Source organism: Klebsiella sp. 141162 (assembly GCF_050600755.1).
Lineage (GTDB): Bacteria > Pseudomonadota > Gammaproteobacteria > Enterobacterales > Enterobacteriaceae > Klebsiella > Klebsiella aerogenes.
The window spans coordinates 94382-114039 of the sequence record NZ_JAQIRI010000010.1 but is presented as its reverse complement, the minus strand read 5'-3'; the positions used below and the strand labels follow the sequence as shown (position 1 = coordinate 114039).

The following is a 19658-nucleotide window of genomic DNA, read 5'->3' as shown; positions in this document are numbered from 1 at the left end:
TCCTTGCCCGGTCTCTGCCGGGCGTTGGTTACAGAGGAAGTTCACGGCTGCTGCCCACGACGCTCCACTGCTGTGGGTCCAGCGTGCGGTTCTCGGCGCTCACTCGTCCATCGGCCAGGAAGCGCACCGTTCCGTACTGCGGATCGTTCACTTCAATACTGCCGTCGTCGTGCTGCATCATGGTCAGGTCGCTGAAACATGCGCTGAAGGTCTCGAGGGAGCTATCGACTCGATCGTTGATGCGAACCAGCCAGCGGGTTTGTTGCCCGTTAAGGCGTATTTCACAGCCGCGGGTTGGCCCCGTATTCACCGTTTCAAACGGCTGATTACCCACCAGCAGCGCCATACCGTCACCGCTGCGTACCGCCGCGCGCTGGCCGCTAATAACGACCTCATCAAACTGGCTTTGCGGCAGCCAAGCGTGAGTAAAGTCAGGCTGATCGGCGTGCAGATTGAAAGTCAGCACCGCCAGCCCGCGATATTGCTGCACGCGCGGCAGCGTGCCGCAGCCGCCCCAGTAAGAGGGGCGACCGAACCCGCCGTGCAGGGTCTCGCCTGGATGGTTGATCCAGATCTGCGCTTCGGGTTGGTTGCCAAGACGTAAATGGAACGGCGTCTCCTGATAGCCCCATTCTCCCCAGCGATAGCCGGCGATGGACCCCATCGCCGCATGGTGATTTTTGTAGTGATAGAGTTTGGCGATCCGGTTAGCGCCCTGGGCAAAACACCACTCGATGGCGCTCTCTTTTTGCCAGGCGGCAACTTCTGCTAGTTCCGCCGGAACGGTGAGCAGGCCATCACGCAGCAGCAGGGCTAATTGCGGCAGCGTATGGAAACGACAGCCATAGTTACCTTTGCCCCACAGCAGACGCGAAATCGCCGCCAGTTCCAGAGAGCGTCCGGCGCGTAGGGTGTGTTCGTAAGAACGTCCCTGCGAGGCGGTCAGAAAACCCTGGTGGGCGGAGTGGGCAATCTGCGCCAGCAAGCGCGTGATTGCCGCGATGGCGCGCTGGCTTATTTGCGCGTCGCCGGACAGCGCCGCCAGCGCGGTGAGACCTTTTAAATCAATGGGGAAGTAGGGCGCTGAGTTCCATTCGGCCATTTCACACTGCTCGAAATGGTCCAGCCAACTGATGACCCGCGCTTTACCCGCCGCCGCCTGCTCGCGCCCGCTGCGCCCGGAACGGGTGAAAGTCGCGTCCGGGAAGAGATTGCCCGCCAGCAGCGCCGCGGTGTGGAATAACAGGGCGTGGTTCTCAGAGAAGTACCACTGTACATCGTTACCGGGTTCGTCCATCCAGTAACGAAAACGCAGTATGGCGTCATCGATGTGCCCGCGAACCGCAGGATCGATCTTGTCGCCCCATACCGTCCGGCACCACAGCAACGGCACAAGGGTAAAGTCGGCGCAATCGTGACAGTCGAGCACCGACGCCAGGACCCCATCCAGCATCTGCTGGGTTTGCTCATCGTTCAGGCCGCAGGCCAGGCGCGCCAGCGCTTTGACGCTGCTGTATTCACCTTCATGAGCGACTACCTCCAGCGCTTCCGCGATCCGCGCTTCCAGCGTTGTCGGGATTGCCGTCTGGCGGTCGGCGTGGCAGATTTCGACGCCCAGCGTGCGGCTTATCTTGAACCCTTCACGCTGCAGCGTAATGTGGAAATTGCGGAAGTCCGCCGGGATAGCTTCGCTTTCGGCAATGGCGACCAGCGACTCGCCGGCGGAGAGTCGGCTATCGAGCGTGACCGGTTCATCCAGCGAGATAAAATCCCCCAGCACGTTGACGTGCAGGCAGTAGTCCGTCGACGCGGGTTGAGGAAATACGAGGCGAATGGTGCCGCGGTTATATACCGGATGCTCGAAGGAAACGCCGTCCAGTAACTGCTCCATCTCTTTGACCTGCGCGTCGGTCAGCGGCGTTGCCAGCGCAATACGCAGCGGCTCGCCGTCAAGGTAGTCGAGTTGGAAAAAGAAGCGAATATCGCGTTCGGCTAAGTCATCAAACCACAGTTCCAGCTCGTTTTTCCCCGCCTGTAGCGACAGGCTGAATTCACGCTGGTTTTCGAGGTTACGCTGATAATCAGCCATCCAGAGTACTTCTTCGCCGTTAAGCTTCAGCAGCGCGCCGCCGCAGGTGGCGAGGCGAAAACGATACTCGCCCGCCTGTGGGCAATCGAGCAGCGTTCTGGCCCAGGCGCCGACGCGGGTTGGGCGAAACCAAAAGCCGGAGAGATCGACCCTGTCGGAAGCAAAAGGGAACCACCAGCGAGAGTAGTTTGCGCTGGCGAAAGGCTGCGGTTTTTTTTCAGCAAAGTGCTGGCGAAAATCGTCGCGGCACGGGTAGGTATGAGGAATGAAGTTTTTATGTTTACTTAAAAAGAAAAACGGGTCCATTTCGCCAGCCATCGGCGTGTCCGCCGTGTCATAGCGTAAACTGGTAATATCGGATAGCTGCCAGTAGCGCACGGCATTACCCGCCGTTAAATTAAAATTACTATATTCGATAGCCATTATTATTTTCTCCAAAAGAGAAGGGCGGTATTTTATTTTTTATCAGCGAGGCGCAAACCTTCGCTCAGGCATAATATTGCTAATGCCTGTCCATAGCCGGTAGGTTGTAATGGAATATCTTTATAAAATTGCAGGGTGCGCCCCATTCGGGTGCCATAAGAAACATTGTGTACCGTTCCTGCGGCATCAATATTATCCTGAACAATCTCCAGCGCTTTCATACCCGCCTGTAGCCATCGTTCATCGCCAATGCCAATACGCGCGCCTTTTAATAAGCCATAGCCAAAACCGGCGGTGGCGGAAATTTCGATGTAAGAGTCAGGATGGTCGAGCAGGGTGTGCCAGGCGCCATTAGCGGCCTGCAGGTCGATTAAGGTATTAACCTGCTTTTTCAGGCACTCTATCAGGTACTCCCGAACGCCCGCGCCTACGTCGGCTAGTTCCAGTAATTCGAGTATACCGACGGTAATCCACGCATTACCGCGCGCCCAGCGGGCTTTAGCGAAGTTGCTGTTCTCGACAAAGCTCCAGCCGTGGTACCACAGCCCGGTTTGCGGATCGTTGAGATAGCGCGCATGCAGCAGGAACTGCCGAACGGCTTCATCTACCAGCTCCTGGCGCCCGGAAACCGTACCGTAGTGCGCGAGGAACAGTACCACCATGAACAGCGTATCGTCCCAGATCTCCATGTCGTTAATGCCGTCGGAAACCACATGCTGGAAGCCTTGTTCCGGCGTACGCGGCAGTTCCGTCATCACGCGATTTGCCCAGTTATCCAGCACCTGCTGGTAGTGCGGCTGCCGGTTATGGGACCAGAAAAGCGAGAGGGGAAGCATCGGCGCGGTGGTATTGACGTTGAGGCCTGGGAGACCTTTTTCGATATTTCCCTGAAACCACTGGTCAATAATTTGATATAGCTCATCAGACTTCGTGTTTTCCCATAAACGTACCAAACCAAATAGCCCTACGCCCTGCGGCCATTCCCAACTGGAAAATGAAATATAATCCCCGGCGCTACCGTCAAGATTGGGTTCATTAAACCGTCCGTTATCTTTTAATTCAGTAAATCCGCGCAGCAGTAAATCAATATTTTTATTCAGTGAACGCTTTTCCATTTTTTATTCTCATTCTAGCTCTAAGGATGATTTGGCTATAAGAATTAAATCACTACGCATTTCATATGCGCAATACGAAAAAATTTTGCGTTTATATTTTGTGAGCCTTGCCGATATTTTATTGCCCTGCGCGGGCGTCGTTTTTTGCGAAACAGGGACAAGAACTGTTGATAAAACAAGAGGTTGTTGGAACATTGTTTCATTTTTGATTTTGGAAGCGCTAAAATTTTTTGCGTAGTTACCAAAATGGCGTTATGCATGTCGAACAGCGATTAGGAATCACATGCCACTATTGAACCAACCGCCTGATTCATCTAGCCGTGTTTGGCGAACCACTCTACTCATAGCCACTATTCTGGTTCATCTCTGTTCCCCGTAACTACTGCAAGGGCAAAGCCATCCCATCCTTTAGAACCCACTGTTTGTATGGCCGTGGCGGTAAGCAATGGATGTTTGGCCAGCAAAGAAAGAAATGTGCGAATCCCTTTGACATTGTCGTCTGAACTTTCGCTTTGCAGTATTTCACCGCCGCGAACAATATTATCGGCAATGATAAGCGTCCCAGAACGAGAGAGACGCAAAGCCCATTCCAGATAAGCGGGATTATTTTTTTTATCAGCGTCGATAAAAATGAGATCGAATGGCCCTTTCAGTGAAGGTAATATGTCAAGAGCCTGCCCAATACGAAGGTCTACACGGTCGCACAGGCCCGCGTCATGCACATTGTGTAACGCGATCTCCGCATGCCGTTTCTCGGCCTCTATAGTGGTTACTCGACCGCCTGGCGGTAGCGAACGGGCCATCCAGATCGTACTAAAGGCACCCAGCGTACCTATCTCAAGAATACGTTGAGCCTGTATTAATGTGATAAAGAAGGCGAGCGTTTTCCCTTGCATTATGGATATATCATGTTCCGGCAACCCCGCGTCGTGGTTCGCCGCCAGTATCTTGTCTGACATATCATCTGAAGGGGAAAAAAGAGTAGAAAACCATGCGTCGACTGCTAACCATTGTTCTGATTGTGCTGCGGAAGTGGGAGTACTCTTCACGGGATATCTTCCTTATCATCTGTTTAATCAGATTACTTAAGAATAGTTGTACCCAAGTATTTTGCAAACCAGCACATCTATACATCATTATTATTTTAAATTATAATATAATCTAGCATTTTCCTTGTTAAGGTTGTGGGTAATGGGTATGAAATCAAAATATCACGATATTATTAATTCATCCGCTCTTCTTTTTAATGTTGAAGGTTATATATTACCCAGTATTGACAAGATTTCTGAAGCTGCCGGTATATCTAAAATGACCTTTTATCGTTATTTTAATGATAAAGAGTCATTAATCCGAGCTATTCTTGAAGATAAACATCATAAGTTTATTTCAGAGCTTGTGGCTATAACCGAAAAGGAAAATACTCCGAAAGATAAACTTTTCGCAATATTCAATTTTTATCATGAGTGGTTTGCGCGTTCTTATTTTCATGGTTGTATTTTTTTTCGTGCTGTGGTGGAGTTGGGAAATAGCATGCCAGCACTCTGTAACATCGTTTTCGATTTCAAAAGTGATTTACTTAAGGTCGTGAGGGATATATTAAACGAATGTCTGAAGCCAGAGCCGGCTGAGCGTGTTGCGGTTATTATTGTTATGCTGATTGATGGTGCCATCTCGATGAGCCAGACAATGGACAAAGAGGTGCGGGAATATCCTGCGGCCATGACTGCGTGGTCAGCAGCAAAAGCTGTAATTTATTCTGAAGGTGGAGAGTTAGAGTGACAATCGCGGCGCTTGTATGCCCTAAACACTGACATTGATCGGAAACTCAGTTTTTTTATCCGACTTATTTAAAATTCTCATCTCAACAACCTCTTTTTACCCCTAATGATACATATGTGTAACATTTTTGTTGCATGTATGTTGGCGTCTGAGTAAAGTCGAAACTCTGGGATAGTGAGGGGTTAATCATGATAAATAAAAGTGAATCTTTATCGGTAATTGACAGAGATATAGCCTTAAAATTTGAAAATAAACTGGATGCTTTATTTCTCCAACTAATTGATAGTAATGATATTAATTCAATTTTTGAACGGCGGCCACAGACAGCGCAGCAGCTAATGAGCTTAGCGTCGGAAGCGTGTTTTAATGCCTTTGAGCATCAGAATGAAGAGGCGCTCCGTCAGGTTCACCAGGCGCTTTTCTACGCATATCACTCTCATCTCGCCGAACCACTTTCTTGTTCTAGTCGAAATCAATACCATCCGGTATTGTTGCAGGTACGTACTTTTCTTGAGTCGCAGTGGCTTTTTAGCGAAAAACGCCGTGTAAGATCTCAAGCATTGTTTTTATCTCCGGGAAATATTATTGAGGAACTTCAGCGACTATGGAAGAGCCATTCAGTTTCGTCTCATGCGTTGTTTGATTTTTTGGAGCATGAAGCTAATAGCCATCAGCTCTATTATTTTTTCAAAAGCGACAGTGCATTAAATTTACTTTTCTTTGATCTGGTCGCGATGACGTTGGTTGGTTCTTTCCCCGAAACTCGTGGTGAAATTAGTCAGAATTTATGGGATGAGATTGGACAGGGTAGCAATGAATTTACCCATGTAAATTTATATAAGGATTTGCTTTATCGTCGTGGTATTAATTTACCAGACGATCACTATACCCATCTGTATGACTGGCAGGGGCTGGCCGGATATAATCTATTTATGATGGGGGGCGTCACTCGCTGTCATTACTATAAATTGATCGGTATGATGGCAATGACCGAATTGCTCGACCCGTCACAATATGAAAAGCTTGTTAACGGTAGTCGTCGCCTTGGTCTTTCGGCGCGAGATGTGCATTACTATAGTGAGCATATCTCTGTTGATGTCGACCATGCTGATGGCTGGCTTAACAATGTCATTATTCCCGTCGCTGAACGTTATCCTGAGGCGTTGGAGGAGATCTACTTTGGCGCCCAGTTACGTTTGCAGACGTGTCAGGATTATTACGATAATTTGCTCAGAACGCTAAAGGCTTTGTAAAATGTATCCGCCGGGGCACCCGGCGGATACATTTATTTATGCCAGATGTTCGCGCAAGGTTGTGCCTGTGTATTCGTCGCGGAATAATCCTCGCCGTCTTAATTCAGGTACTACCCAGCGGGTAAAATCCTCAAACCCGCCAGGTAACCAGGGGGCCATGATGTTAAAACCGTCTGTTGCCCGTTGACGAAACCAGTATTCCATCTCATCTGCTATTTGTGCTGCCGTTCCCACGAGCTGCCAGTGTCCTCTGGCACCTGCAACATGTTGACAGAGTTGGCGCAGCGTATAACCCTGACGCTCGGCCAATTCCAGCAACAATTGACGACGGCTACGGCTGGCGTTGCCTTCGGGAAGCGGCGGAAGAGGAGCATCCATGGAGTAGGACGAGAGATCTACGCCACCAAGCTGCACCTGAAGGAGAGAAAGCCCCACGCTATCATCAATCAATGACTGTAGCCGAGCGTGTTTTTCCTCCGCTTCTTGAATGCTTTGTCCTACAAACGGGAATAGCCCTGTCATGATTTTTGGCGCTGGGCGACTGGCTAGCGCCGCACGACGATGAATATCCTGATAAAATTCTTGTGCACAGGAAAAATCATGTTGTGCTGAAAAAATGACTTCACTTGTGCGCGCAGCAAGTCTGCGCCCGGCATCAGAAGCGCCCGCCTGAACGATAATCGGATCGCCGCCTGGACAAGCGGGAACATTCAGCGGCCCTTTCACCCGGAAATTTTCGCCACGGTGGTCCAGGATATGCAGCCCATCGACATTAAAAAACTGTCCGTTCTTCTTGTCATAACAGAAGGCCGAATCATCCCAGCTGTGCCATAACCCTTTAACGACGTCGCAAAACTCTTCAGCACGTTTGTAGCGATCGGCATGGTCGGGATGATTTTCCAGACCGTAATTTCCGGCCTCAAAGGGATTTTGTGAGGTAATGAGATTCCAACCCGCTCTCCCCTGGCTGAGATGTGCCAGCGAAGCAAATTGCCTGGCCAACGTGTATGGGCTGTTGTAGGTGGTCGTGGCGGAGGCAACCAGGCCGATTCGTGTGGTGACGGCACTGAGGGCAGAAAGTAGTGTCAGTGGTTCAAATTGACCCACGTAGCGATGCGCGCTCTTGCTGAGCGTCTGCCAGTCATCTCCTTTTACAGCCAGACTATCCGCCAGAAAAATAAAATCGAATGAAGCTTGTTCTGCCTGACGCGCGAATGCCATGCAGTGTTCGATATTGACCCCCGCGTTAGCGGGAACGTCCGGGTGTCGCCATGCAGCAATGTGGTATCCGGTTGGGTACCAGAACGCACCCAGTTTCATCATCGAAGGAGAAGAATGCATATTATGGCTCCGGCTCCGGCTCTGGCGTGAGAGGTAAAGGTGATGATGCGATAACCGACTGTAAATACTCGATCTCTTCATCGCTGAATATACCCACACCGCCAAGTAAAAATGTGCCCGCTTGGGTGGTTAGTAGCCTGTAACGTCCCCTTTTTATCAGCCGCAGCGGTTGTGGATGAGAGCTCATCGGAATCCCGTAAATAGGTATGGCGAAATGCATTGCCAGGCGAATTGCCCAAGGTCTATCAAAAATACTGTATAGCCGCAGCAAAACGTCGGCGTTCTGGCAAGCGCTATCGAGACGTTTTCGAATTCGGTTACGCCAGTTGCACTTACCTGATGGCCCACGTGTTCGAACCTTTTTCTCAAGCTGGAGTAGTTTTTGCGGAGTGGGGTGATTAAAGCGATTAAAGGCCGCGATCAGTTTTATGACCTGCTCGCCAAGCTGCGCCTTATTCAGCGCCGTGACCAGCATATCGAATTTATCCTGGTCCGTGAGCGTCATGCACAGGCAGTAACCATCATAGAGATCCCTCAGCATGCATTCCGGGCGGGTGGCAAGTTCCATGAAAAAAACGGTGAGCATCATCGTCGTATCAGGCATGCAAAGCGGAAGCTCCCCAAAGCGTTGTACTGTGGCCTGCGCGTGCAACGTAGGCCAACTAAGCTTGTGGGCTTCATCGACCGCAAACTGACCGATATGCAGTTCAACCCCGCCATCTTCATTTCCTTCCCGATGAATGAAGCGGGCCAGTCCCTGCCAGCTTTTCAACTCTTTACGCCAGATAAACTGCGTCATAAATGGCAAATGAAAGCCATTATTAAGTAACTGGTTAGCTATATCGCAGAAGACAGTGAAATCAGCCACAACAACATCCATATCTTTTGCGAACCGATCTATCTTTTCAGGGTAGAGGAGCTCATGGCCAAAGCCCTTCATTAACATAGCATTAGCGCTTTGGCTGAAAGGGGCGGCTAGCCGTAGAGCAGCGAGCCAACTGGAGCGCTCCAGCGTATGCGTATGCAAAATTGTTTGATAGTTTTCCGGCAGCGGTAAGGCCTGATACTGCTGGTAGAGCATCGCGACGTGCGGCAGAATTTTATGGTTGACGGCGCGTTCGAGGCAGTGTTGCCACTGTTCTGCCGACAATGTTTGCGTCAGTTCTCCGGCATGCTGCGGATCAAACAATAAACGGCATAAAAGCCGGTCGAGGGGGGCTTGTGCGATATTCATGGCGTTTCTACCTTCAGGGCCTGTTCCAGCCGCTGCATTCTACTGGTCTCCAGCGGTACGCTGAGACGTAACAGAGTGGCGGAGGCGTTAGTTTCCTGCCAGAAGTGGTGCTGTTTTCCAACAACACCTCGTTTTTGCAGCGCTGATTCCTTGTCACTGGGGAGAAAAATATAGGGCATGGCTTCGCTGGAGGAGATCACTGGCCATCCGGTAAATAGACCGAGCGCGGCCTGCTTTTGTTGTTGGATTCGCGCGCGCAGGCTGGCTGTGCTATCCCCCGCCATTAGCAGATTGTGGGCGATCCTTAGTGTTAAAGACGGATTAAGTAATGGCGGAATATGTTCCCGAAGCATGTTTTTGAGCGCAGGAGAGGAAAGACAAAACCCCATACGTAGCCCACCTAATCCCCAGGCTTTTGACATACCTCGTAGTACGATAATGTTTGGCAGACAGGCCAGTAAATGAACGGCGCTACAGGAGGGGGGAAGGTAATTGGCGTTGGATTCATCAATCAATAGTCTTATTCCCGCTCGCGCCATGGCTACTCCCAATTCATAAACACTATCCAGAGACATGACTGAGCCACTCTGAAGCGCGGGGCGTTCTATGAAATAGAGATCGCTTTCCAGACTGATAACCTGCTTTATCCTTTCCGCCAAGGGCTCGGATGCGATTCGTTCTGCGCGTCGCCCCGAATGTTTTAACCACCAGGGAAAGTCTGGATAAACTTCACCGTCGACGGCGACATGCCGTCTGGCACTTAGCGCGGGTAAAATACTCAATAATTGAATGACGCCGGCTCCACAGGCCAGCGAGAATGCTTTTTCCTGAACGCCGAAATAGTGGGCAACGGCTGGGGTGAGACGCTGTTCTCCCCAAGGATCGTCGACGGCATAATGCCAGGTTGCAGGCAGTTGTCCATTGATTTCCTCCTGCAGGCTGCACGTAATAAGCTCGTTCAGGGAGGGAGTAATAAAATTCCGTTCATCCTGCGTCCAGGCCAGATTTAGCAGTTCTGGCGTATCGTCAAGCTTAAGATGGTGGTAGGAATCAATAGCCCGCTTTAACATGGTGTCTCCCATACGGCATAAAAGACGTCGAGTTCGTCGGGCTGGCGTGAGCCATGTTCATACCGGTAGCCCGGAGAGGCAATAAATCGTTCGCCACGCGCAATAAGCACCAGGTTGCCCACGCGAGCAGGCATATCATCCAATTCTGTGGCGTAAATGATCTCGGCAAACTCCCCCAGGCGATCGGTCAGGCGACGATGGAATTCGGCTACTCTGTCATCCGGGACATAGAACCAGCGCGTCAGACCTGCTCCTCCCATGGTCGCGCCGAACTGTTCGCACAACAGGTCAATCTGGTGGGCGATCTGCTCATCGTGGATCACGGGTACCAGGCCATGATCGGAATGGGCGATGACATCGCAACCCTGTTGCGTCAGAGCGCTGGCGAGTTCATCAATACCCAGCAGAAAGGCTGTAACGTGAGCGTCATAACCTTGCGTGTGGACGTAATGATCGATATCGATAAATATCCAGACCAGGGTTGGGACGTCTGTTCTCTCGAGCGCGCTTTTAATAGCGGTTTTAAGTGTTTCTAGAAGTGCCCAAACCGGTTGTGGTGGCGAAAGGGTAAAAAAAACGCTTCGGTCGATGATTTCCACACCATCCAGTAGGGCGCGCGTCCAGGTTCCCTCGATGGGGAGCAGATCCCCTATCACAGCTTGCGGTAAATAACCGCAGCGGCGTGCGTCATGGAAAATGTTGTCTGTGGGAATTGCCAGCGCTTCCCCCTGATATTGGCAAATATTGATAAGCGAATCCGGTTGGTCGTTATATCGGAACACGACGCCGGGAATACCGTGTTCTTCAACGCCGAGCCCGGTCAGGCTGCTGAGCCAACCAGTGGTTGAGGTGGCGGGAAACACTGCATGCCAGCGTTCTATGACTGGCGTTTGCCACAGAGTATCAACCAGTTTGCCGGGAATGCCATCCAGGGCAAACACGATCTGGTGCGTGTTGCGCGACAAGCGAGCTCTTACACGCTCACGAAAATGCCGCTGGCTTAAACGCGACGCTGTTTCCACTTTTTTCATAGCCGCTCCGGTTCTGATATCGCCAACGCGTTTTCAGCCATTTGCGTCAGCAGGTCTGTTGCCCAGTTATTTATGGCGCTAAGGATTGCGCTATTGGTGTCGGGGCGCGCGGCGGCATTCTGGAAAAAACAGAGTCCTTCGGCGGGCGCCCCGAGAAACGTTAATCGCCTCTCGATGTGGTTTTGGCGATTAATAGGGTGAAAATCGCGGGTGAGGTCCAGGGCGCCCGGCATAAAGCGCGTTCCGTCTCCGCCACGGTTTTCCCACATGCGGACCAGACCTGTTGCGAGCAGGGAAGGGTAGAGAGAATTACGTTGCCGATGCGCATCGAAGGGGTGTAAACGTGCGCAACATAGATGGTCAACCCGTAGCCGATATTGTCGACCCGTGAGCCGATAACCGCTAAAGGGGCCGCAAGAACGGATGCGGGTGCCGCCAGGCGCGATTGCCACCCGGCCACTGGCAATCAAGCAGCCTAGCTTTTCCATCGCTTCTGTACCGGCGCCGTTGGAAAGCCGATTATAGTGGGAGAGCCAGTGGCGGATAAAATCCTGCTGAGAGGCGGGCGTCAGGCCTCCAAAATCTGTGGCTGCCGAGAAGACGGCGCGTAAATCGCGCCAGACGCCATCGCAGGCGGCCTTCAGGGGATTAGAGATATTGCCCTGTGCGGCAAAAGCCAGATCGCGTGCCAGTGCGTCCAGGTGCTCAGCTTTACGTGGCCGACGCCCCCGCGTTTTGGGATAGAAAATAGCCTGCCAGTCGAAGTAGTGGTGATAAATATTCCGGGCATGGCGCCATTTTATCTCCTGCCTGGGGAGCGAGCGCAGGCGGCTAATCGCCTGTTCCGGCGTGATGTGTTCATCTGTTAGCGTACAAAAAAACGCGGCCGCGGCCTCCTGAACGCCCCGATCGGGGCATACTGTTCCCTGACAGGCCTCGTTCAGCGCAGTCGCCATTTGACGAAAATGGTCGTTCCAAAAAGCCATTAGCGTCTCAACGTTGCACTGTATCTCCGATGCCGTATGTGTCAAAAACGCCTGATAATGTGGAGCGAGCGCCGCGCTGACGTTCTGTGCAAACCGTTCGCCAAACAGGGTACGGTAATAGATCCACGCCATTTCCAGGACGATTAAGGGAAAAACATCCTGCCTGAAATCGATCTGTCGACAAACGGTGCCATCACCTAGCACGGTGTATCGGCCACGGTGGCGCCGCAGGGATGCAATTGCCTCTTCACAAAAAAAGTGTGGGCGGTGAAGATTGACTGCTGTTTTTTGGTTGCGTGCCCGGGCGGTGTAAAGCTGGCCGCTTCGGCTGAGCGCGATGATTTGCGATGGTTCATTGCCGCTGGGTTGATAACGCAAGTCCCCCTCTTCTGTACGGAGGAAACGGCCTCCCCGTCCTTCTGTCAAATGTAGACAGATGTCGATGGCGGTGAGGCCCATACCGCAGAGGGCGATGCTGCTTCCTGCGCCTACGCTGTTTAGTTGGTCCAAGGGATAGGCGTACGATGTATAACGTAAGCCGCGTTGATAACGGGCTTCAGCCGTTTGCCAATGGGCGCGGCAAGGCGTATGCCCGGTCACAAAGAGCGCGTAGTCGGCGCGCAAACCTGCCGGCATTCGGGGGGTATGCAGTAAAAAATCGGAATTATTGCGCGTGACGCTAATAACCTCTTCTGCATGAGTCGTGACATCTATGCCGGGCAGTGCCCGAAGGGCGTTGGCGTAGGTATCGAAATAATCGCGCAGCGCGAGACCGTGTAAATATCGACGAGGAATGTCATGGGGCTGTAAATCAAATCGGGCATCGCCTGTTGCATAAAAACGTTGTCGGCACCAGTGATAAAAATTGAGGCGCAACGGCGCGGGAAGCAGCTTATTGGTCGTGCTGATGGACTCATCTGCGGCAAATGCAATTTGATCGACCGGGCGATTCAAATAGCAGCTTTTGCTCTGTAGATCGCTGTGCGCCATCCCTGCGCCAAAACGTCCAGTATTATCAAAGATATGAATAGATAATTGGCGTACGGGCAGATGGTTGGTCAATAGCACCAGTAGACGTTCCAGGGCGTACACTGCGCGCGGACCACCGCCGACGATTGCCACTACCACGTTCTCCATACGCATACCATCCATTATGATTTGGCTTTTTTATGCCAATGCAGGCCTTGAATCGTCATTGAACTAGTATCATTAGCAACATCTAGCAGAGACTGGGCCCATAATCTTAGGCGCTTGCGGTTATCCTGTTTTTTAAAGTTCAGCATAAAGTCCATATCCTGGTACTCAGAAAAACGGTCGCCAAAAAAGGCCGGGAAGGAGGAGTAATGCACGGTAATGGCATCCATTCCAGTTTGTTTGGCAATTTCCAGAAATTCGGGCTTCATGTACCCCGCAATGCTGAGACGGCTGTCGCTTAGCGTTTGGCGCAGCGTCTTAAGCATGCCGATAATGGCGGGATGGTTATGGCGATCAAAACCACTACCTCGGCTGGCGCCTACAACCAGACTACTCAAATCATTCATGCCAACCAAAAAGTTTTCCAGACCGAGCCGCTGGATATCTTTGGCATGCCAAAGGGCGGCAGGGGTTTCCATCATGCATGACACTTTGTTGGGGAAGCTGAAGCGGCGCACATAATCCATGCCAAATTCGATTTCTGACATTTCGCAGATGTAGGGAAACATGATGTGCAAGTTTTTATGCTTCCTGGCGAGCGTAGTAACCACATCAAATTCCAGATCGAAGGTTCGTGGCAGCTCCATTGCACGGCGCATTCCGCGCAACCCGATAGTTGGAAACTCTTCTAATACATACTCGTCATAGCCTTCCAGCATATTAATTTCATTTGCTGGCGCGTCGATAAAACGGTACCAAACATCCTTGTCCGGAAAAGTTCGCAGAATATTTTCGATATATTCTTCCATCAGCTGTCGTCCATCGGGAGCCGTCAGGTATTTTCCGGCGCGGCGAAAAATATACTCGCCCCTCAATAGACCTACGGCAGAGACTTCCTCATAAATGCGCGCGTCGGGGAGTTCGCCGCTCAAAGAGACTTCTATTTCCATAATTGGCTCCTGATCAAATAATAATTTTCAACGTGCGGGTTCGAAGGTTGCAGTGATAGTTTGGGTAATCGCCTGAAACACCTCCGTCGTAGTTTTTTTACCGTCGATTCGTGTCCAATTTTGTTCCCGGCTCTGCCTGAGCAAAATTCGGTATACCTTATTCATTTGCTCCAGAAAAAGGGCGTCGCTGCAGTTTGATTGGTTCCCGCACTCGTAGGGAGCATGAGTGCCATTTTTTTGCCTACGCCATTCGAGGATGGTATCCGGATCCACGTCGAGGAATATCGTCAGGTCGGGTTTAGGGAAAATGTCGGCCAGATTAGTCAACCATTGCTCATCAAGGCCCAATGCCATCTCGGTGGCGACATGTTTTTGCCAGCCACCATCCAGAATCACAATCTCATCGTTTTGTACCGGCTGATGGCAAAGCGGTATAGCAAGCAGATTAAAGATAAACAGAGCCCGGCTTGCTCCACGCATTTCAGGCAGGATCTCGAACATCAGGGTATGGTAGTCGCAGCCAAAATAGCGAGCTTCAGGGATGGCGTTGATGTTCAACGCATCTTTTTTCGAAATTGACCGGACTGGCTGAGAATAGTGGGCTTCCAGCCACGGGATAACCTGACGCAACTGGGTTGATTTTCCGCAGCCGTCACAACCCAATAAGTTAATTAACATAAATACCTCAGGCTGGTGTTGTCCCGGCGCAGTGCGCCGGGGCCGGGATTAACGCTGCGTACGCAGAATGTCCTCTGCCTGCTCGTCCAGGCTGACCCCTTGGGCATCATTGAGCATTTTTTTAAACTGATGGCGTAGCGCCAGTGGAACCAATCGTTCTACATAAAAGCCGAGTTGTTCATCCAGGTGGTACTCCACTGGATTCTGTTCTGCCAGCAGAGATAGTCCTCTGGCCATTTGCTCCGGAAATCCCGGGTAGCTCGATTGCAGCGTATAAATGACGCTGTAGTACAGATTGCGCCCCAGGGAGAAGCAGGGGTAACGCGCTTCGTAATTGTCGAGGGAGTATTTAGGAAAACAGCCGTCAATGATCCGTTTCGGGCACATCCAAAGGGGCATTACCAGTGTCATATCGCCAATTTTACGAGCGGGACTGGAAGCTGGCTTTAATCCGGTCGTCACGCGATAGAGATTTTCACACAGCACATCTTCCAGATTCAGACCGGTGCTGATAAAGGTGGTATTCAACTCTCGCGCATAGCGAGTCAGAGAGAGACGAATAAGCAATGTTCCGAGGAATTCAAAGTCGTCACCGACAAAATGTCGCTCAAAGCGATCAATAAGGCTTTCGCCGTCGGAAGGAATACCTAGCAGGGATTTAACTTCTGTTTCGTCAAAAACTTTAAGGTCGAGCTGATATTTTTCACACAGCGCTTTGGCGCGCGGCACGCCTTTATCCCAATCAGGGATCCCCATAATGATGACGGGATGAATATGCACATAGTCGCGGATGAGGCTCAGACCGTGCAGCATGGCATTACTGTCACCGCCACCGCTGACCCCCACCACCAGATGAGCCCCTTCCGGCAAATTTTCTTTAATGGTATCGGCAACCCGCTGGGCAATAATCGACTGACACTCTTCCGGCGTCAGTTTTTTCAGATAACTTTGGGCGCTGGAGTCGCTGTTTTGTAAATCCTGATAGATGTATTCCGTCGACTGTTGCTCGTCCTCTGATGCCGGCACGATGCGAAAATTCTCTGGCGAGAATTTAAAAGGATTTACGTTACGATTGAAATAAAGCAATAGTTCATCAGCGTTAAACTCAGACATGCTCTTTTCCAGGCCAGAGCAGAGGTGTAGCGTTTCGTCATCTTCATTACGCTGGTAGATAGAGACTGCAGACCACGGAACATTATTACGGTTGAGGACGTCAATTAAGCGCTCATCTTTATTACTGATGAGTTGCTGGCGTCCATGTGCCGTGACAACCGAGATTGCAGGTCCCTCTGAATTTAAAGATAACTTTGCTGACATTGCATCACCTCGCATTACCCTGAATAGTAAGTCGTTATAGGATTATTAGATTATCGGTTAAAGATGTATGATGAAAGTAAGGCCACATGGGAATGTGGCCTTGGTTTTTACTGTGCGCCGGTTTCGCAGCTGGCACCGCAAATAGTTTCAATCCCATGCCGTGAAGCCGGAATAAATGCGCGATTAGCACGCATTGATTCCAGCTCACTGACGGACAGGTCGGCATACTGATGATGTGCGCCATGTACGATCAGATTTACAGCTTCATTTTTCAGGTTGAAATTATTACTTGGATTTTGTTTTAAAGCAGTTTTCATTCTCACGTCCTCATTTGAAAGTGGAATACCGGTTAGGCTACATATGAGAAACAATCACTCAACATTTACGTAGCAAGAATAGTTATATCCCTGTCGACTACTTTGTCAAGCAAGAATGTTACTACTTAGTATCGATGTGTCATCTTCGTCGATGACCATTGCTGCAGGACACACTGCAATCTCCGCTGCTTCATCGTTTTTTCATCATAAAAATGATACTTGTTAGTAACTTTTTATTTGACAATTGTTATCGCTGTGATAAGACTAAACTCCTGTTCGTTCTCAAATCTGTGAATGAGCGGAGCGTAATGCATAAACCTGAATGTTAATTAAGGAGAGTCATTATGAATACGAAGAAACTGAAGAAAGTACGTCGTGGTGGTGCCGCGTTGTAATTGTTAATGACGCGAATTAGTGGCACAGGGATTTGTGCCATTAATTATTACTGAATCTTATCGTTGTTGCCTTTCATTAGGGGCTGCTGATGATCTATTTACCCTCCGATGTGAAAATAAAGTTTTGTGGCCATGTTTTTTTATTTTATGTGTTTGAGCAGGTGTTCGAAATAAGTTTTGATGATGAAGTTCAATATATTTCTGCACAGCAATTGGCTGATGCATTAGTCAAAAAAGGGTGCGCCGAGCGGGATCAAACCCATTTTTGTGAATATCTCATAGAAAACAATCTTGTTTTTGAACATACCGGTAGTTTTGCTCCCGTCAGCGAATTGGGGAGTACCGGAAATGCTTTTTATAACCATCTGTTTAATATAGTTAATAATAAATGGTTGTTAGAACGGGGGGAAACTCCGCTTGCGCTGGCACTGCTGGAACCTGAAAAGCACCGAGCCCTGCTGTTGGGCTGGACGCTGGAATATTTTCACGTCACCCGACTGGCCATCACCTCGCTGATTGGTATTCTTGGACACAACTTCTCTCCAGCACTTGCTGCGCTTGCCCGGGATTTTGTTAAAGAAGAGCTATTTCATGAGCGTATTATGGCCAAAGCTTTTCAGGATACGCCATGGAATGACAGCCAAGTGTTTGCCTCGCAACCGCTCCCCTCAACGCAAGCCTATATGGATTTTCTCAAGGATATTGCTTTTCGTCGCCCTCACTCGTTTTTTGCCAGCCTGTTTTTCTATGAAGGTGATGATGAAGATATGCTGATGTTCTCCGAGCGAATTCCCGATATCCCTGGTTTTCGTCGGATACGTGACAGTCATCTGGCGCATGCCCGCATTAATGTTCAGGGCGATCACGCCAATTTTTCACGCCACTATTTCTCGGAAATCTCTCTGCTTACTCACGAGCAGCAAAACGAAATTCTGGATGATATGTCATATCTCAATTTCCTTTTTTATGACATGCAGGATGAAATCTATACGTTTTATCGTGACGAACAGGCGGTTGAGGAGCGGTTATGTATCAATCAATGATGTTTCAGATGATCAGCCTTGGCATTGCGATGAACGCGGATCCACTGGTTGATTTGCGTAGTGTATGGAAAAAAATGACGCTGCTGGAAGGCATCGAAACGCCGCTAAATTTTCAGCAACGGGCAATTGTTACGCGCGGACGGATCGCCATGCTCGAGGGAGAGGGACGCTTTTTTGCTTTTTTACGCACGCTCTGCCAGTCACTCCCTGAGTCGCCCTGGCGGCAGGAGGTAAGCGAATTACTCGGTAAGGTTGATTTACCCGTGTTTATGGAAGATCGCGCGTTTGTAGCTCGCTTTTTGAAGGACCGTTCTTTGTCATGACCTTACTGATAATTATTACAATGCTGAAAGCTGTTGCCGAGAAAATAAGTAACTTTATTTTGCCGTTATGGGCATTTCAGCAGACTCAGTCCAATGATTTGATGAGCTATGTACGCATGTTTGAATACCTACCTTTTATGGTTTTAGGATTCATTATTGGTGCGCTGGTGGATAGAGTCGGCAGCTGTCGCGGTTTTACGTTAGGGACTCTGGGACAGACAGCGGTGTTGGCGGTGCTGGCGTGGTATGGCGCTCCATCGCCACATTTGCTTTTTCTTCTGGTATTCGTGCTAATGGGGATGACGTATTTCGCAAATAACTCGCTCATCGTCCAGTCCCGAACTGCTTTACCTGATAACAGACTAATCACCTATAACCGCTATACGAATATGGTGACTAACGTCATGGAAAGCGCAGGACCCGCCATAATTGGCGCTTTATTGCTGGTATTAAGTTATACCCAGGCGCTGCATTTTTCTTGGGTGCTGCTGTCTGTCGCCCTGTTGCTTGGCATAATGACTTTCCGACGTCCGCCAACAAGGGGGAAAAAACCGTTTATACCCGATGTTATATACGGCTTTCGAGCCCTCTATCGATTGCGTAATCTTTGGGTTTTATCGTGGTGGACGGCCTTTGCTAATGCTGTGATTGTCGTCTCGGAAGTCGTGGTGATGTACTGTGCGAAGTCGACATTTACCTTCACCGATTTTCAGGTCGGGTTACTTTTCGCAGTTGGTGGTTTGGGCGCTATAAGCGGATCGTGGCTGTCGGAACATATTGAGCAACGCGTGGGAGTCATACGGGTGTTGGCCTACAGTATTCCTCTAATTGGGCTTGCCTACCTCTTCGCCAGCCTTCACGTTACGCCTGTAACCTTAGGCGCAATGTTGTTTTGCGAATCTTTTCTTTTCTCTCTCTATATTGTCTGCGTTCGAACCTACAGGTTGGTGGTGGCCCCGGCTGACGATCTCGGCAAAATTAATGGTATCACTGGCAGCATCTTCAAAATGTTCATCCCGGTATCACTAACGCTTTATGCGCTCTGGGGTAATCAGGTTTCGACAGGTGTGGTATTGGGTGTGATGGGAGGGCTGTTTGTGTCAGGTTCGATAGTGTTAGTGGCCTCCAACGTGCTCAGGATGCAGGAAAAATTGTCAGATAATTATTAACCGTGAGGCAA

Annotated in this window: 17 protein-coding genes; 5 read left to right on the top strand and 12 right to left on the bottom strand. The window is 50.1% G+C overall.

Translation table 11 applies throughout. The features are described 5' to 3' along the window. Window positions 1–28 precede the first annotated feature (28 nt). The 3 genes from PGR23_RS21245 to PGR23_RS21235 all read right to left on the bottom strand — a co-directional run bounded on the left by PGR23_RS21245 (window position 29) and on the right by PGR23_RS21235 (window position 4676). Window positions 29–2512 carry a hypothetical protein gene (locus PGR23_RS21245; protein ID WP_396279379.1) on the bottom strand — a complete coding sequence of 828 codons (2484 nt, stop codon included), beginning with the start codon at window positions 2510–2512 and terminating at the stop codon, window positions 29–31. Window positions 2513–2544: 32 nt separating this feature from the next. Further along, window positions 2545–3627, bottom strand: a complete 1083-nt coding sequence (locus PGR23_RS21240; RefSeq protein WP_045392239.1) for a glycoside hydrolase family 88/105 protein — start codon at window positions 3625–3627, stop codon at window positions 2545–2547. Between the two features lie 350 nt (window positions 3628–3977). Continuing rightward, window positions 3978–4676 (bottom strand): O-methyltransferase, encoded by a 699-nt coding sequence (locus PGR23_RS21235; protein ID WP_396279380.1) that lies wholly within the window; start codon window positions 4674–4676, stop codon window positions 3978–3980. Window positions 4677–4824: 148 nt separating this feature from the next. On the opposite strand from PGR23_RS21235, the gene PGR23_RS21230 reads away from it, so the two are divergent. After that, the gene (locus PGR23_RS21230) at window positions 4825–5406 is read left to right on the top strand and encodes a TetR/AcrR family transcriptional regulator (protein ID WP_380377254.1); all 582 of its coding nucleotides are present in this window, start codon (window positions 4825–4827) and stop codon (window positions 5404–5406) included. Between the two features lie 191 nt (window positions 5407–5597). Beyond that, on the top strand, window positions 5598–6659 hold the full coding sequence (locus tag PGR23_RS21225) for an iron-containing redox enzyme family protein (RefSeq protein ID WP_396280085.1): 1062 nt from the start codon (window positions 5598–5600) through the stop codon (window positions 6657–6659). Between the two features lie 36 nt (window positions 6660–6695). On the opposite strand, the gene PGR23_RS21220 is transcribed toward PGR23_RS21225, so the two are convergent. From PGR23_RS21220 to PGR23_RS21180, 9 genes are all read right to left on the bottom strand, one after another. Then, window positions 6696–8000, bottom strand: coding sequence for an LLM class flavin-dependent oxidoreductase (locus tag PGR23_RS21220; RefSeq protein ID WP_380377240.1), 1305 nt, complete (start codon window positions 7998–8000; stop codon window positions 6696–6698). Window position 8001: 1 nt separating this feature from the next. Further along, window positions 8002–9234 (bottom strand): nucleotidyltransferase family protein, encoded by a 1233-nt coding sequence (locus tag PGR23_RS21215; RefSeq protein ID WP_430915656.1) that lies wholly within the window; start codon window positions 9232–9234, stop codon window positions 8002–8004. After that, on the bottom strand, window positions 9231–10304 hold the full coding sequence (locus tag PGR23_RS21210) for an aminotransferase class I/II-fold pyridoxal phosphate-dependent enzyme (protein ID WP_396279382.1): 1074 nt from the start codon (window positions 10302–10304) through the stop codon (window positions 9231–9233). The genes PGR23_RS21215 and PGR23_RS21210 overlap by 4 nt, the downstream gene beginning before the upstream one ends. After that, entirely contained in the window at window positions 10298–11335 is a 1038-nt protein-coding gene (locus tag PGR23_RS21205; RefSeq protein WP_380377236.1) for an alkaline phosphatase family protein, read from the bottom strand. The genes PGR23_RS21210 and PGR23_RS21205 overlap by 7 nt, the downstream gene beginning before the upstream one ends. Continuing rightward, window positions 11332–13458, bottom strand: coding sequence for an FAD/NAD(P)-binding protein (locus tag PGR23_RS21200; protein ID WP_396279383.1), 2127 nt, complete (start codon window positions 13456–13458; stop codon window positions 11332–11334). Before PGR23_RS21200 ends, PGR23_RS21205 begins: the two co-directional genes overlap by 4 nt. A gap of 14 nt (window positions 13459–13472) precedes the next feature. After that, window positions 13473–14405: a putative PEP-binding protein gene (locus PGR23_RS21195; RefSeq protein ID WP_213316635.1), complete on the bottom strand. Its 933-nt coding sequence runs from the start codon at window positions 14403–14405 to the stop codon at window positions 13473–13475. Between the two features lie 27 nt (window positions 14406–14432). After that, window positions 14433–15083, bottom strand: coding sequence for a dTMP kinase (locus PGR23_RS21190; RefSeq protein WP_396279384.1), 651 nt, complete (start codon window positions 15081–15083; stop codon window positions 14433–14435). A gap of 48 nt (window positions 15084–15131) precedes the next feature. Next, window positions 15132–16400 (bottom strand): hypothetical protein, encoded by a 1269-nt coding sequence (locus PGR23_RS21185; RefSeq protein ID WP_213316633.1) that lies wholly within the window; start codon window positions 16398–16400, stop codon window positions 15132–15134. A gap of 107 nt (window positions 16401–16507) precedes the next feature. Next, complete coding sequence (locus PGR23_RS21180) at window positions 16508–16717, bottom strand: hypothetical protein (protein WP_380377231.1); 210 nt, start codon at window positions 16715–16717, stop codon at window positions 16508–16510. A gap of 484 nt (window positions 16718–17201) precedes the next feature. Between PGR23_RS21180 and PGR23_RS21175 the strand changes: the two genes are divergently transcribed. Genes PGR23_RS21175 through PGR23_RS21165 form a run of 3 tightly spaced genes read left to right on the top strand, consistent with a single transcriptional unit; the run spans window position 17202 to window position 19647 of the window. After that, window positions 17202–18155 carry a hypothetical protein gene (locus tag PGR23_RS21175; protein WP_380377230.1) on the top strand — a complete coding sequence of 318 codons (954 nt, stop codon included), beginning with the start codon at window positions 17202–17204 and terminating at the stop codon, window positions 18153–18155. Beyond that, window positions 18140–18478 (top strand): hypothetical protein, encoded by a 339-nt coding sequence (locus PGR23_RS21170; protein ID WP_396279385.1) that lies wholly within the window; start codon window positions 18140–18142, stop codon window positions 18476–18478. Before PGR23_RS21175 ends, PGR23_RS21170 begins: the two co-directional genes overlap by 16 nt. Beyond that, window positions 18475–19647 carry an MFS transporter gene (locus tag PGR23_RS21165; RefSeq protein WP_380377226.1) on the top strand — a complete coding sequence of 391 codons (1173 nt, stop codon included), beginning with the start codon at window positions 18475–18477 and terminating at the stop codon, window positions 19645–19647. The genes PGR23_RS21170 and PGR23_RS21165 overlap by 4 nt, the downstream gene beginning before the upstream one ends. The last annotated feature ends 11 nt before the right edge of the window (window positions 19648–19658 follow it).

Coding starts and splice junctions, on each gene's coding strand:
- PGR23_RS21220 (WP_380377240.1), bottom strand. CDS start 8,000: ATGCATTCTTCTCCTTCGATGATGAAACTGGGTGCGTTCTGGTACCCA.
- PGR23_RS21245 (WP_396279379.1), bottom strand. CDS start 2,512: ATGGCTATCGAATATAGTAATTTTAATTTAACGGCGGGTAATGCCGTG.
- PGR23_RS21230 (WP_380377254.1), top strand. CDS start 4,825: ATGAAATCAAAATATCACGATATTATTAATTCATCCGCTCTTCTTTTT.
- PGR23_RS21170 (WP_396279385.1), top strand. CDS start 18,140: ATGTATCAATCAATGATGTTTCAGATGATCAGCCTTGGCATTGCGATG.
- PGR23_RS21200 (WP_396279383.1), bottom strand. CDS start 13,458: ATGGAGAACGTGGTAGTGGCAATCGTCGGCGGTGGTCCGCGCGCAGTG.
- PGR23_RS21175 (WP_380377230.1), top strand. CDS start 17,202: ATGATCTATTTACCCTCCGATGTGAAAATAAAGTTTTGTGGCCATGTT.
- PGR23_RS21215 (WP_430915656.1), bottom strand. CDS start 9,234: ATGAATATCGCACAAGCCCCCCTCGACCGGCTTTTATGCCGTTTATTG.
- PGR23_RS21190 (WP_396279384.1), bottom strand. CDS start 15,083: ATGTTAATTAACTTATTGGGTTGTGACGGCTGCGGAAAATCAACCCAG.
- PGR23_RS21180 (WP_380377231.1), bottom strand. CDS start 16,717: ATGAAAACTGCTTTAAAACAAAATCCAAGTAATAATTTCAACCTGAAA.
- PGR23_RS21205 (WP_380377236.1), bottom strand. CDS start 11,335: ATGAAAAAAGTGGAAACAGCGTCGCGTTTAAGCCAGCGGCATTTTCGT.
- PGR23_RS21185 (WP_213316633.1), bottom strand. CDS start 16,400: ATGTCAGCAAAGTTATCTTTAAATTCAGAGGGACCTGCAATCTCGGTT.
- PGR23_RS21240 (WP_045392239.1), bottom strand. CDS start 3,627: ATGGAAAAGCGTTCACTGAATAAAAATATTGATTTACTGCTGCGCGGA.
- PGR23_RS21195 (WP_213316635.1), bottom strand. CDS start 14,405: ATGGAAATAGAAGTCTCTTTGAGCGGCGAACTCCCCGACGCGCGCATT.
- PGR23_RS21210 (WP_396279382.1), bottom strand. CDS start 10,304: ATGTTAAAGCGGGCTATTGATTCCTACCACCATCTTAAGCTTGACGAT.
- PGR23_RS21165 (WP_380377226.1), top strand. CDS start 18,475: ATGACCTTACTGATAATTATTACAATGCTGAAAGCTGTTGCCGAGAAA.